We start from the raw sequence: 13,010 nt of genomic DNA, 5'->3' as shown, positions 1-13,010 counted from the left end.
AACTGCTTTTTTTTAAAGCATCATAATAGATATTTGGTTCATTAACAACAATTAAAACCAAATTTATTATGACAACAAGATTACTTTTTATGCTACTTTTTATAAGTAGTTTATCCATTGCACAAGTACCAACAGACGCAGTAGCAAAATATACGTTTAATGGTGGAAGTTTAATTAATGTAGCAGATCCTGGAAATGGCGATTTATCTGGAACAGCACCGACACTAAGACCAGATCGCTTTGGTGGAGCAGATAATGCTATTAGAGCAAATGCAGTTACTAGAAATGGGTATACGCTTACAGGTTATAATGATGAAATTAGTATTAGTTTTTGGATTGCAGGTTCTGCACCTACAGGAACGGCTCAAGAAATTTTTGATATTCGCGAATCAAACGGCTCAGGAGATGGAATTTCTATGACAACGACAACAAGTAATACACTAGTAGCAAACTTTATAAACGGAAACACATCGCATCAGTCTTCTCAATCCAACTTTTCATCTGTTTTTAATGGTGGATGGCATCATATCGTTTTTACCACAAAACGAGATGCTACAGGTATAGCTTTTGATAATAGTATTTATATTGATGGGACTTTGCATACAACACTTTCTAATGGGATAGATTCAAGTATTAATCAGCCTTTTTTAAATAATAATGCCACATTTAGAGTTTCATCAAATGATTATTATGGAAACATTGATGATATAGAAATCTTTAATAGAACATTAACGGCTACAGAGGTTCAAGATATTTATGCACATATACCTGAAGCGGATATATTTTATGTAGATGCAAGTGCAACAGGTTCTAATGATGGTACTTCTTGGGCAGATGCTTTTACAGATTTACATAGTGCTTTAGCGATTACAGATTTAAATGACCAAGTTTGGGTAGCTAAAGGAACTTATAAGCCACACGCTTCTGATAGAAATGAAAGCTTTGTAGTAAATACCAATCTTTACGGTGGTTTTGCTGGTACTGAAGCTACTTTATCTGAAAGAGATATGAGTTTAATCCATACTACAAATGAAACAATATTAAGCGGAGACTTGTTGGGAGATGATAGTGCAGCAGTAGATTTTAATGATTCTACAAGAGATGATAATAGTACACACGTTGTAGAAATTACGACAAATAATTTAACGGTAGATGGTGTCACCATTAAAGATGGTAATGCAGATGCGACATCTGGTGACGACCGTTTTGGTGGTGGACTTTTTAAAGCAGTTGCTGTTGCTAATTTTACGATAAAAAATAGTGTCATTAAAAATAATGTAGCATTTACAGGAGCTGGTTTAGCGCTAACAACGACAACCTCAGAGTCTAATATGATTGTAGATGCTTGTGTTATAGAAAATAATTTAGCTAATGCAGCTTCAGGTATCGACTATCATCGTTCTGGTTCTGTAGGAACAATGAATATTACGGTAACAAATACTTTGTTTAGATCTAATATCACAGATAATGATGCCGTAAAAAACAGAAATGGTGTTGGTGCAGCTGCCTTGCGTTTGAGGGCTTATTTTACTAGCGTTACGCTTAATGCAGATGTAGTAAATAATACATTTGTTAATAATATTAGTGCCGGTAGTGGTGGTGGAGATTATCCTGTAGTAGAAATATCAAGAAATAATGGAGAGTGGGGAACTATTACCGTTGCTAATAATATATTTTGGGCTAACACAGATAACACCGCTACACTAGCAAAAGCTATTGGTAGAACAGCTACAAATTCTACGAGATTTGGCAATACAAATGCTAGTAGAATTGTAAAGAATAACACGGATGAAGATGGACTATCGTTAATAACAGGGACTACAGCAACAAGTTCTACAGACCCTAATTTAGATGTAGATTTTAAATTAACGGCTGGTTCTTCATCCATTGATAGTGGTGATAATAGTTTAATTCCAGCAGATATTACTACAGATTTATTATTTAACAATCGTATTTTTAATACAACAGTAGATCGTGGTGCTTATGAATACGATCCGTCTTTAGGAATTAATGATGTGGTGTTACATGAAAATGACATCAAATTATATCCTAATCCAACCACTTCAATTTTAAATATTGAAATGACTCAAAACTTAAAACAAGTATCAGTTTATTCTGTTTTAGGAGCTGAAGTTTTAAGAACTCAAAATAAAACTATTGATGTTTCAGGATTATCAAACGGAATATTCTTAATTAAAATTGAAGATGAAAACGGAAACGTTTCAACTAAACGCTTTGTGAAGAAATAAAGGTGCTATTAGTCAATTGAAGAAAGTTGGACTAATTAATTTTAGTTCAACTTTTTTTTTAGATTAAAGCTGAATTGATGTTGTGTTAGGTTAAATCTGAGAAGGTCGTTTATTTAAGATTTACTTACCATTCATTAGTCAAAAAGTGCTTTTTACTAAATAAAAATAAAGTCCAATAGATTAATTTGTAAATTCAGCCCTAAATCTACAAGTTGAAACTGCGGCCTTTTCAATATTTATTTGTTTTACTTACAACCTGGATTCTGTCAGCTCAACAACCTGTGTCTATTCACCTCACCGAAAAAGATGGCTTACCAGATATTGAGTTTTATGATATCATTGAAGATCAAGAAGGTTTTATTTGGTTAGCAGCAGATAAAGGTTTGTATCGTTATGATGGAAAGCATTACACATTTTTTACCAATCCTCTAAAACGTGGTCGTTCTCTGTTTGGCCTTACTTTAGATGCTAAAGGGCGTCTTTGGTGTAATAATCTTTCCGGACAATTTTTTTATGTTGACAATAATGAACTAAAGCTCTTTAAAGATTTTGAAGAGATTAAAACTTTAGTTGATTTCACGGTTTATAATAATCATCTTGTAATTTCTGTAAATAAAAATTTAATTAGTGTTAACTTAGATACTAAAGCCGTTGTCAATTCTGTTTCTGGAATCTATGGAGATCACTTTAATCAGTTAAACAGCCTTAAAGAGGGTTTATATTTTAATAAAAACAACCGCATATATTTTACAGAAGATCCGGCATTAAAAAACGCTCAATCAATTCATAAAAACCCATTTGAAACCGCTCAACTAAGTGGGGCAAAAAAGTTTTTTAAATATGATAATCGTGTGTTTTTTTTCAATGAATTAATGTCTTCTAAAAGAAATGTCTTGTTCTATATTTCTAATGATAAGGACTTAAAAGAGGTGAAATTGCCTAAAAAACTGGCTTCTTTAATTGTAGTGAATGCCTACCAAGTAAAAGATGAATTATGGGTGTTAACGAATAGAGGTATTTTTATTACTGAAATTAAGAATAATAAACTAAGGATTAGTGAACGCTATTTTAAGAATAGCTACACTACAGATCTTATCATAGATTCTAATACTAATTTTTGGGTGACAACGCTAAAAAACGGTGTTTTTGTAATGCCCAATCTTGCCTTAAAAAAAATAGCTTTACCAAATAATGTAGGGGTTACTGCTATTGAAAAAACCGACAAAGAAAACTTGTATTTGGCGACTTCGGACTTTAATATTTTTAACTATTCTAAAACAGATAATGGTATAAAACAACTTGATGTTTCGTTTAGGAACAATATTTACGGCATTTGTTACAACGCACTATCTAAAGATCTTTTAATGGTAGCGACAACTGAGTCCGTTTTTCATAACTCAAAAGAAGAATTGAATAAGAAAAGTAAGTTGATTGTAACAAAATCTATCTCTGTTTACGATGAAGACCAATATTTAGTGAGCCTTCCGCATGCCTTATCTATATATAGTAAAAAAGGAGATTCCCTGTCTTTATTGCGTTTGGTGAGAAGTTATGGTTCCGTCTTAAACAAGAATAAAACTAAAGCTTATTCTAATTTTATTGATGGTTTTGGTGTGGTCGATTTAAAGACAAAAGCCTATAAACAAATTACCTATAATAATACCCCTATTTATGGTTCTAAAATTGCAATAACAGCAGATGATGTTGTTTGGGTTGCCACTTATAATAAGGGATTGTATGGTTTTGTAAATGATAGTTTACAGTATAAATTGAATATGAAAAATGGCTTAGCTTCTAATGTTATCAATGTGATTACACCAGATGAAAAATCCTTATGGATTGCCACAGATAGAGGGTTACAAAATTATAATTATGACACCCAAAAGGTCATAACCGTAAATAAGGAAGATGGTATGGACTCTTACAACATTAATTCTATTGTTGTTCAGGATGATGATGTTTTCTTTGGTTCTAATATGGGACTATATCAATTTGATGCTAATACTATTATTAAAACAAGACAAACGCTTCAGCCGTATTTTACCTCTGTAGCGATTTTAGAAAAAGACACTATTGTTCAATCCAATTATGAATTAGACCAAACAGATAGTGAAATTAGATTTGGTTTTAATGTTAACGGATTTCAATCTAACGAGTTTGTGAATTATGAATACCAATTAGAAGGTTACAGTGATAATTGGATAGCAGTAGAAAAAGGTTTAGATTTTGTGAAATTTAATACGTTACCTGCCGGGAAGTTCACCTTTCATTTAAGAGCAAAAAATACATTTCAAAAAACATATACAGAACCTATTTGTGTCAGTTTAAACGTAAGGTTGCCATTTTATAAAACATGGTGGTTTTATAGCTCAATTTTATTAATTTCAATAACTATAGTGTGGTGGTACTTTTCTCGGAAAACAGCTCGTTTAAATGTTTCTCAGCAACAAGCATTAGAAAAAGCAAAGATTAATCAGCAATTGGTGTTTTCTCAATTAGAAAATCTGAGATCGCAGATGAATCCTCATTTTATATTCAATGCCTTAAACTCTATTCAAGATTATATTATTTTGAATGAAAAGAAGTTGGCGCGTCAGTATTTAGTGAAATTTTCTAGATTAATACGAACCTATTTAGAGCATAGCCAAACCAATGAAATTTCTTTAAATGAAGAAATTAAAACACTAAAACTCTATTTAGAACTTGAGAAAGACCGTTTTGATGACGATTTTAAATTTGAAATTCACGTTGATGAAAACCTCAAATTAGAAAACACATTTGTGCCTTCATTATTTATTCAGCCTTATGTTGAAAATGCTTTAAAACACGGCTTACTTCATAAAAAAGATAATAAAAAACTGATTTTAAATTTTGTAAAAGACAGCGTCTTCAACCTTTTAATTTGTGAGATTATAGACAATGGTATTGGTCGTGAAGCATCAGCAAAAATCAAAAATCAACGTGCAGGAAATCACAAATCCTTTGCGACATCAGCTAATCAAAAACGAATCGATTTATTAAATCGCAGTCAGGATAAAAAAGTAAAATTAGAGGTCGAAGATGTATACAACATACACCAAGTCGTCTCAGGAACAAAAGTAACGATTACAATAGAATTAACACATTGAGAAGCTATCTTATGAAGCGAGCATATGAAACATTTTAATATTAAGAGAAATGATTTATAGTGAACAGCATGTGCCTCATATAAACAAATAAAATATAGACATGACAGCAATAATTATAGACGATGAAAAACGTGCAAGACGTATTTTGCATACCTTAATTGTAGAAGAATGTTCTGAAATAGAAACGATTTTTGAGGCTGAAAATTTATTAGATGGTGTAACCATTATTAAAAAGGAACAGCCAGATATTGTATTTCTAGATATTGAAATGCCTAATCATTCAGGACTTCAGATTTTAGAGTTTTTTAAAACTGAGGCTATTAATTTTCAAATTATTTTCACAACCGCTTATGGCCATTACGCCATAGAGGCCTTTAAATTATCAGCTGTAGATTATCTTTTAAAACCTATAGATGTTGTCGAAATGAAAGTTGCTATTGCTAAAGCATCAACCTATTTAGAAGAAAATTCCATAAAAGAAAAACTACAGAATCTTGAACGAAATTTTCAGCAATTAGCTTTAAATAAAATAGCTTTAGAAGTCCCAAAAGGTATTCGTTTTGTATCGCATGAAGATATCTTATTTTTTGAGGCAGATGGTGTGTATACTAAAGTCTATTTGCAGAATGGTAAAACAGAATTAATCTGTAAAACCTTAAAACACTTCACAGAACAACTCAGTAATAAACCACTGTTTTACAAACCACATCGTTCATTTCTAATCAATTTAAAATACATGAATGAGGTCACTAAAAAAGACGGTCTTCAAGTTATTATGAGTAATAATAAGAGTATTCCTATTGCGCGCGATCGTAAAGATGAATTTATGGATCTTATCAACCGTGTATTTTAAATTTAAGTACCATTCATTGCTTTAATCTTACCATTCACTAAAAAGTTCAAAATCCTTTTAGCAAAGCTTGTCATTTTTGTTTCATAATTATAAAACCAAATTTATTATGAGAATAAAATTACTTTATGTATTGTTTTTAGTTAGTAGTTATGCTTTTGCGCAAAATTGGTCGCAAGTAGGATCTGCTCAATTTACAAACCTTTCATCAGACGCTGCTATGACTTTTGATGCTGCAAACGGCGACATTTATGTGGCTTATAGCAATGTAGCAGATGGCAATAAGGCTTATGTGTCTAAGTTTGATGGTACAAACTGGATGTCTATTGGACTAGTTTCCAATGACGCTGCAGATAATATTGCTATAAAAATCAACCCTTTTAATAATGAAATTGTTGTTGCCTACAGAAATGTTACTAATAATATGACCGCTTATAAATATAATGGAACTGCTTGGTCATCTGTTTTTACAAATGTTGGAAGTTCAGCCTTGTCTGATCATCGTTTACAAATTCAATTTAATGCGGCAGGTACTATTAGAGTAGCAGGTAGAGAATGGACTCAAAAGTTATTTATTGCAGAACGTGATACTTCTGGTACAGGACCAAACCATGTAGAAGTTCTATTAAATCCAAACAATCAATATAATGGAGATCATAGATATGATTTTACGGCTTACGACGAATATTTTGTCTCGCAAGAAAATAATTACAACGGATCAGTTACAGGACGTAAAAATGTAGGATCAGCAAACAATAATTTTGATTTTACTAACTTCTTAAATGGTACCACTACAAAAAATATATCAGGAATTTATGATTCTAATTATCATGCTTTTTATAATGATATAATTCCACAAGGTGCAGCAAATAACGATATTAGAGTTTACAATGGAAGCTCTTTTATTAAGTCAGTAACTGCAACTAATGATATTGTAGAGTTAAGAAAAAGCTCAAACGATGATAAACTGTATTTAATGTATGCTAATAATACAGAAGATATAGTTTTTGAAAATTACGATACTAGTTTAAATACATGGACAACTTTACCAAGTGTAGGTTTAAATTATAATAGTTCCAATTTTTTTATAAAAATGGCAATAAGTGAAGCTGATGGAAATTTATATGTATTATACCAAGATAATGATAAAGTTTCATTAAAAAAATACACTATTGCAACAACAGCTTGCAACGTAAATATTCCCGATGCTAATTTTAAAGCAGCCTTACTTGGATTTTCATATATAAACACCAATGGTGATAGCGAAATTTCTTGTACAGAAGCATCAGCTTATACAGGCACTATAAATGTTCAAAACCTATCTATCTCAGATTTAACAGGTATAGAAGCCTTTACGAATATTACAGAATTATATTGCAAAAGCAATTCGTTAACTAGTTTAAATGTATCTGCTAATATAGCTTTAACAAATTTAGAATGTAGGCTTAATCAAATAACCAGTTTAGACGTTTCTAATAATACCGCTTTAGAAAGATTAAGTATTGATAATAATAGTATTGCTAGTTTAGATATTTCTAATAATACCGCTTTAATTTACTTATATTGTTATAGTAATCAATTAACGAGTTTAGATGTTTCTAATAATACCACTTTAGAAGTGTTACAATGTGGCAATAATCAACTAACAAGCTTAGATGTTAACGGAACTACAGCTTTAAGGTGGTTACAATGTGAAGATAATCAATTAACAAATTTAGATGTGTCTTCAAATACGGCTTTAACTACTTTATATTGTCATAGTAATCTATTAACGAGTTTAGATGTTTCCTTTAATACAGCTTTAACTAATTTAAACTGTCAGGATAACCAATTAACGAGTTTAGATGTTTCCTCTAATACAGCTTTAACTAATTTAAACTGTCAGTATAACCAATTAACGAGTTTAGATGTTTCTGGAGCTACAGCTTTAACTTATTTATACTGTCAGGATAACCAATTAATGAGTTTAGATGTTTCTGCTAATACAGTTTTAACAAACTTATCTTGCTATAGTAATCAATTAACAAGTTTAGATGTTTCTGGAGCTACGGCTTTAAATTCCTTATACTGTTATGATAATCAATTAACAAGTTTAGATATATCTTTAAATACAGTTATAGATGAGTTATATTGCGACGATAATCAATTAACAAGTTTAAATGCAGCAAATGGTAATAATAATAATTTAATTTTTTTCTCTGCAACAAACAACCCAAGTTTAACTTGTATACAAGTAGATGATGTAGCTTGGAGTACCACAAATTGGACAAATATAGATGCTACAGCAAGTTTTAATACAAATTGTATTTGCTATGTAAATATTCCTGATGCTAATTTTAAAGCAGCCTTACTTGGATTTTCATATATAAACACGAATGGTGATAGCGAAATTTCTTGTGCAGAAGCATCAGCTTATACAGGATCTATATATGTTCCAAACCTATCTATCTCAGATTTAACAGGCATAGAAGCTTTTACGAATATTACAGAATTATGGTGCGGAAGCAATTCGTTAAGCAGCTTAAATGTTTCCGCTAATACAGCTTTAACAAATTTAAATAGTTATGGTAATCAATTAACGAATTTAGACGTGTCTGCTAATACAGCTTTAGAGCAGTTACGCTGTGGTAATAATCAATTAACGAGTATAGATGTTTCCGCTAATACAGCTTTAGAGGAGTTTTTCTGTGATAATAACCAATTAACAAATTTAGATGTATCTTCAAATACGGTTTTAACGACTTTATATTGTCTTAATAATCAATTAACGAATTTAAATGTGTCTTCAAATACGGCTTTAACTACTTTATATTGTTATGATAATCAATTAACGAGTTTAGACGTTTCTAATAATACCACTTTAGAGGTATTACTATGTGCTAATAATCAACTAACAAGTTTAGATGTTTCCGGAACTACGGCTTTAATTAATTTAAACTGTAGGAATAACCTATTAATGAGTTTAGATGTTTCCGTTAATACGGCTTTAACGACTTTAAGGTGTGATAGTAATCAATTAACGAGTTTAGATGTATCTTCAAATACGGCTTTAATTTCCTTATACTGTGAGGTTAACCAATTAACGAGTTTAGATGTATCTTCAAATACTGCTTTAATTTCCTTATACTGTTTTAATAACCAATTAACAAGTATAGACATATCTTCAAATACAGCAATAGTTGAGTTATTTTGTTCTGATAATCAATTAACAAGTTTAAATGCAGCAAATGGTAATAATAATAATATCAATTCTTTCTCTGTAACAAACAATCCAAGTTTAACTTGTATACAAGTAGATGATGCTTCTTATAGTACTACAAATTGGACAAATATAGATACTTCAGCAAGTTTTAGTACAAATTGTGCAGCCTTAAGTAGTATTGATTTTGAAAAGGAAAAAATATCAATTTACCCAAACCCAACAAAATCTACCTTAAATATAAAAACAGCAACAGCAACAGCTATTGCTAATATATCTGTCTATTCATTATTAGGTAAACAAGTTATTAAAACAAACTCTAAAACCGTAGATGTTTCTAGTCTTTCAGAGGGTGTTTATCTTATAAAGATTATAGATTTATATGGAAATCAACATGTAAAACGATTTATAAAGGAATAAACCAAAGTTCTATTTATACTAAAAAAGGAAAGTCATCAAGGCTTTCCTTTTTTTATTACTATTCATTTACAAAATCTTACCATTCACTAAAAAGTTAAAATTCCTTTTCCTAGATCTTATTATTTTTGATACATAATTATAAAACCAAATTTATTATGAAGTACATTATTTTATTTTTTATTGCATTAGTAACCACAAGTACATTTGCACAGCAAACATTTTTTGAAAATATTAAAGCAAAAGGCGAAAACCCAGTTTACATTGAGTATCCAGGTGTTGGCATTGATAACGAAGGAAAACAGTCAATAAATCTTAGTCAAGAAAGAGTTGGTCAATATAACGAGCCGCAAGAAGTTATCGTAAAATTATTAAATTATGAAGGTATAGACTCTGGAATAGCTATTATAGACAAAAATGATAATGACGAAAAAGGAAGCCAATATATTGCAGATTTTACAAAAAACAGACAAACTTTTACTGGATTTCCAAACACATATATCGTTTATGAAAAAGTGTTTAACGAAGGTTATGTAGCTATTGGCAATTATATTTTTTTTATAGATCATTTTAACAGCCGTACAGAATTTGGTGATATAAGAAGAGTTTATGTGCTAAAGGGTACAACACCTGATGGTGAGGCAACTTCAAAGACTAAAAAAAAGAAAAAAGGTTTCGGTAAATTTTTAAATAAAGCAAAAAATATTGCTCTAAATAATAGTGCAGGACCGGACCCTAGAAAAGCACCAGAATATAAGGCCTTGGCTCAAGAGAATGTGCGTAAAATGATATCTGATTATTTAACCGCTATGCGCGAAAAACAAATCGCCTATACGCTAACGTCTAAAGATGAAGCAGATTTGGCTACTATGCAAAAAGAGGCAGACGCTTACAGTAAATATATTAAAGATAAAAACGATGCCTATTGGCAAAGTCCAGAAGGTCAAAAAACACTCAGAGTTTGGAAATTAAGAGACCAGCACAAAGCGAGTTGTCTTAAAACAGCAGAATCTTGTGATAGTTCTTATCATTAAACAATACAAACAAATTTAAACATTCAAATAACATCAAAAACTATGAAAATTTTTAAATTTTTACTTTTAATTGGCTTAACACTGTTACTTTTTAATTGTAATGCAGACGACGATCAAGCACAAGTAAATAATAATCCGAGTGCTTTTACATTAACAGAAGGAGCAGCAACAAACATAGGCATACCTTTTAATTGGACCGCGTCTATAGATCCAGACGATGACGAGGTTGTTTATGCCATTTACTTAAATAACAATTTATTAATTGAAGATTTAAACGCTTTAACCTACGTTATAGAATATAGCTTGTTCGTATCTGGTGAAAATATAATTTTAGTGATTGCATCAGACGGTTTGGGTGGAGTAACAGAGCAAGAGCTCGTTGTTAATTTATTATCCTAAAGTTACAACGAGATATTGATAATAAAACTAGAGCTGATAGTAACCATGTGTTTTTTTAGTATTTAGCATCTAGTTAAGGCTGAGTCTTTATAGGACTCAGCTTTATTTATTAAAAAATAAAAGCCATTATTATATGTACTTGTATAAAGCTTAAAAAGTATGAATCAACACCAACAACCAACCCAATACTAAGAGTAAGCCTCCAATCGGAGTAACTGGACCTAAAGCGCGTAGCTTTTTCCCTTTAGCATCAGATAAAACCAATCCGTAAATACTAAAGGAGAATAATATAATACCAATTGTAAAACACCAATATGTTGCTGAGGTTACGTTAGTTGCACTTAGTCCCAGCGCTAACAATACGATAGCATGATACATCTGATATTTTACTCCAACTTCAAAGCTATGTAATTGATCTGTAGTTAGAATTTTCTTCAACGCATGAGCACCGAAAGCTCCAAAGATTACGGCGAGCATTCCAAATATAGCACCTGTTGCAATTATAATGTGTTGCGTCATTTTAATACGTTGTTTTATTTATAAACTACAGGAATAATTTCACCTTTCGCTAGGCAATATTTTTTAATGTCTTCGTTAGAAAGAGAAGCCGTATAATCCACTTCTTCAACTTTAAAACCTATAGAACGAAGCTTATCGAAATAATCTCTACCATACACACGAACATGATCATATTGGCCAAAAATCTTGGCACGTTCATCTTTATCTGTAATCGAGTCATCTTCAAAAGTCACCTCACGATTTAAATCTTGTGGAATCTGAAAAATACCATAACCACCAGGCTTCATTACTCTGTATAATTCTTGCATTGCTTTAGTGTCATCAGGGATGTGTTCTAATACATGATTACATAGAATAACATCATAACTATTATCTTCAAAAGGCAAATCACAAATATCGGCTTTCACATCCGCAATAGGTGATAATAAATCGGTCGTTGTATATGTTAAGTTTTTAAGGCTTCTAAAACGTTTTAAAAAACATTGTTCTGGTGCAAAATGCAACACTTTTTTTTCCGCAGTAAAAAAATCTGTTTTATCATTAAGGTATAACCACAACAAACGGTGACGTTCTAAGCTTAAAGTTGAAGGCGAAAGTACATTGTTGCGTTGGTTTCCGTAGCCATAAGGTAAAAAGGTTTTGAAACTTTTACCATCAATTGGGTCTGTAAACGTATGTCCTTTTAAAAAGAAGGCTAAAACAGGCCGTGCCACGTAACTCAATCTTATGAGCAAAGGTCTTGGTATGGTGTTTAATATAAGTTTGAAGAGTTTTTTCATTGTTACGCAGAGATTCATGGAGAGACACAGAGGTTCACGGAGTGCTTACTCAGATGTGTTTATAAATCGTTTTATACCGTTTTTTAAAAGTTTAGTATTGAAATTGAATAATAGTCCAATAGGATAATCTCCTAATTTCATGTAAGTCAATATTTGAGCAGTATGAACATCTGTAAATTTCTCAACAGTTTTGAGTTCAATAACTATTTTGTTTTCTACTAATATATCAATTCTGTAACCGTGGTCTAAAATGATATCTTTATAAATGATAGGTCTTGAAACTTCTTTTTGAACAGAATATCCTAAGGCTTTTAATTCATAAAATAAGCATTCTTGATACGCGGATTCTAATAATCCAGGACCAAGTGTTTTGTGCACCTCAATAGCTGCTCCAATAATATTCTCTGTGATTTTATCGTAAACCATATATTTTATT

9 protein-coding genes are annotated in these 13,010 nt (G+C 31.1%); 6 read left to right on the top strand and 3 right to left on the bottom strand.

From position 1 onward, the window contains the following. The first annotated feature begins 68 nt into the window (after positions 1-68). The 6 genes from KO515_RS04665 to KO515_RS04640 all read left to right on the top strand — a co-directional run bounded on the left by KO515_RS04665 (position 69) and on the right by KO515_RS04640 (position 11,276). A complete protein-coding gene (locus KO515_RS04665; protein WP_215935215.1) occupies positions 69-2,249 on the top strand; it encodes a LamG-like jellyroll fold domain-containing protein in 2,181 nt (726 codons plus the stop codon). Positions 2,250-2,530: 281 nt separating this feature from the next. After that, positions 2,531-5,377 carry a sensor histidine kinase gene (locus KO515_RS18920; protein ID WP_215935214.1) on the top strand — a complete coding sequence of 949 codons (2,847 nt, stop codon included), beginning with the start codon at positions 2,531-2,533 and terminating at the stop codon, positions 5,375-5,377. Positions 5,378-5,477: 100 nt separating this feature from the next. Next, a complete protein-coding gene (locus KO515_RS04655; RefSeq protein WP_215935213.1) occupies positions 5,478-6,230 on the top strand; it encodes a LytR/AlgR family response regulator transcription factor in 753 nt (250 codons plus the stop codon). Between the two features lie 106 nt (positions 6,231-6,336). Continuing rightward, positions 6,337-9,846 carry a T9SS type A sorting domain-containing protein gene (locus KO515_RS04650; protein WP_215935212.1) on the top strand — a complete coding sequence of 1,170 codons (3,510 nt, stop codon included), beginning with the start codon at positions 6,337-6,339 and terminating at the stop codon, positions 9,844-9,846. Positions 9,847-10,001: 155 nt separating this feature from the next. Next, positions 10,002-10,877 carry a hypothetical protein gene (locus KO515_RS04645; RefSeq protein ID WP_215935211.1) on the top strand — a complete coding sequence of 292 codons (876 nt, stop codon included), beginning with the start codon at positions 10,002-10,004 and terminating at the stop codon, positions 10,875-10,877. A 42-nt stretch (positions 10,878-10,919) separates the two neighbouring features. After that, on the top strand, positions 10,920-11,276 hold the full coding sequence (locus tag KO515_RS04640) for a hypothetical protein (protein ID WP_215935210.1): 357 nt from the start codon (positions 10,920-10,922) through the stop codon (positions 11,274-11,276). A gap of 150 nt (positions 11,277-11,426) precedes the next feature. On the opposite strand, the gene KO515_RS04635 is transcribed toward KO515_RS04640, so the two are convergent. The 3 genes from KO515_RS04635 to KO515_RS04625 are packed head-to-tail and all read right to left on the bottom strand — an operon-like array spanning position 11,427 to position 13,000. Next, the gene (locus tag KO515_RS04635) at positions 11,427-11,795 is read right to left on the bottom strand and encodes a DUF423 domain-containing protein (RefSeq protein ID WP_215935209.1); all 369 of its coding nucleotides are present in this window, start codon (positions 11,793-11,795) and stop codon (positions 11,427-11,429) included. A gap of 14 nt (positions 11,796-11,809) precedes the next feature. Continuing rightward, positions 11,810-12,574 carry a class I SAM-dependent methyltransferase gene (locus KO515_RS04630; RefSeq protein WP_215935208.1) on the bottom strand — a complete coding sequence of 255 codons (765 nt, stop codon included), beginning with the start codon at positions 12,572-12,574 and terminating at the stop codon, positions 11,810-11,812. Between the two features lie 45 nt (positions 12,575-12,619). Continuing rightward, positions 12,620-13,000, bottom strand: coding sequence for a GxxExxY protein (locus KO515_RS04625; RefSeq protein ID WP_178983557.1), 381 nt, complete (start codon positions 12,998-13,000; stop codon positions 12,620-12,622). Positions 13,001-13,010: the final 10 nt, after the last annotated feature.

The sequence above is a fragment of the Winogradskyella psychrotolerans genome (assembly GCF_018860545.1).
Lineage (GTDB): Bacteria > Bacteroidota > Bacteroidia > Flavobacteriales > Flavobacteriaceae > Winogradskyella > Winogradskyella psychrotolerans_A.
Note: the sequence above shows the minus strand (reverse complement) of the source record. Positions and strands in the feature narration are given on the sequence as shown.

Bases quoted from the DNA above. Each gene is read 5' to 3' on its own strand.
- KO515_RS04655 (WP_215935213.1), top strand. From the start codon at position 5,478: ATGACAGCAATAATTATAGACGATGAAAAACGTGCAAGACGTATTTTG.
- KO515_RS04645 (WP_215935211.1), top strand. From the start codon at position 10,002: ATGAAGTACATTATTTTATTTTTTATTGCATTAGTAACCACAAGTACA.
- KO515_RS04640 (WP_215935210.1), top strand. From the start codon at position 10,920: ATGAAAATTTTTAAATTTTTACTTTTAATTGGCTTAACACTGTTACTT.
- KO515_RS04635 (WP_215935209.1), bottom strand. From the start codon at position 11,795: ATGACGCAACACATTATAATTGCAACAGGTGCTATATTTGGAATGCTC.
- KO515_RS04625 (WP_178983557.1), bottom strand. From the start codon at position 13,000: ATGGTTTACGATAAAATCACAGAGAATATTATTGGAGCAGCTATTGAG.
- KO515_RS04665 (WP_215935215.1), top strand. From the start codon at position 69: ATGACAACAAGATTACTTTTTATGCTACTTTTTATAAGTAGTTTATCC.
- KO515_RS04650 (WP_215935212.1), top strand. From the start codon at position 6,337: ATGAGAATAAAATTACTTTATGTATTGTTTTTAGTTAGTAGTTATGCT.
- KO515_RS04630 (WP_215935208.1), bottom strand. From the start codon at position 12,574: ATGAAAAAACTCTTCAAACTTATATTAAACACCATACCAAGACCTTTG.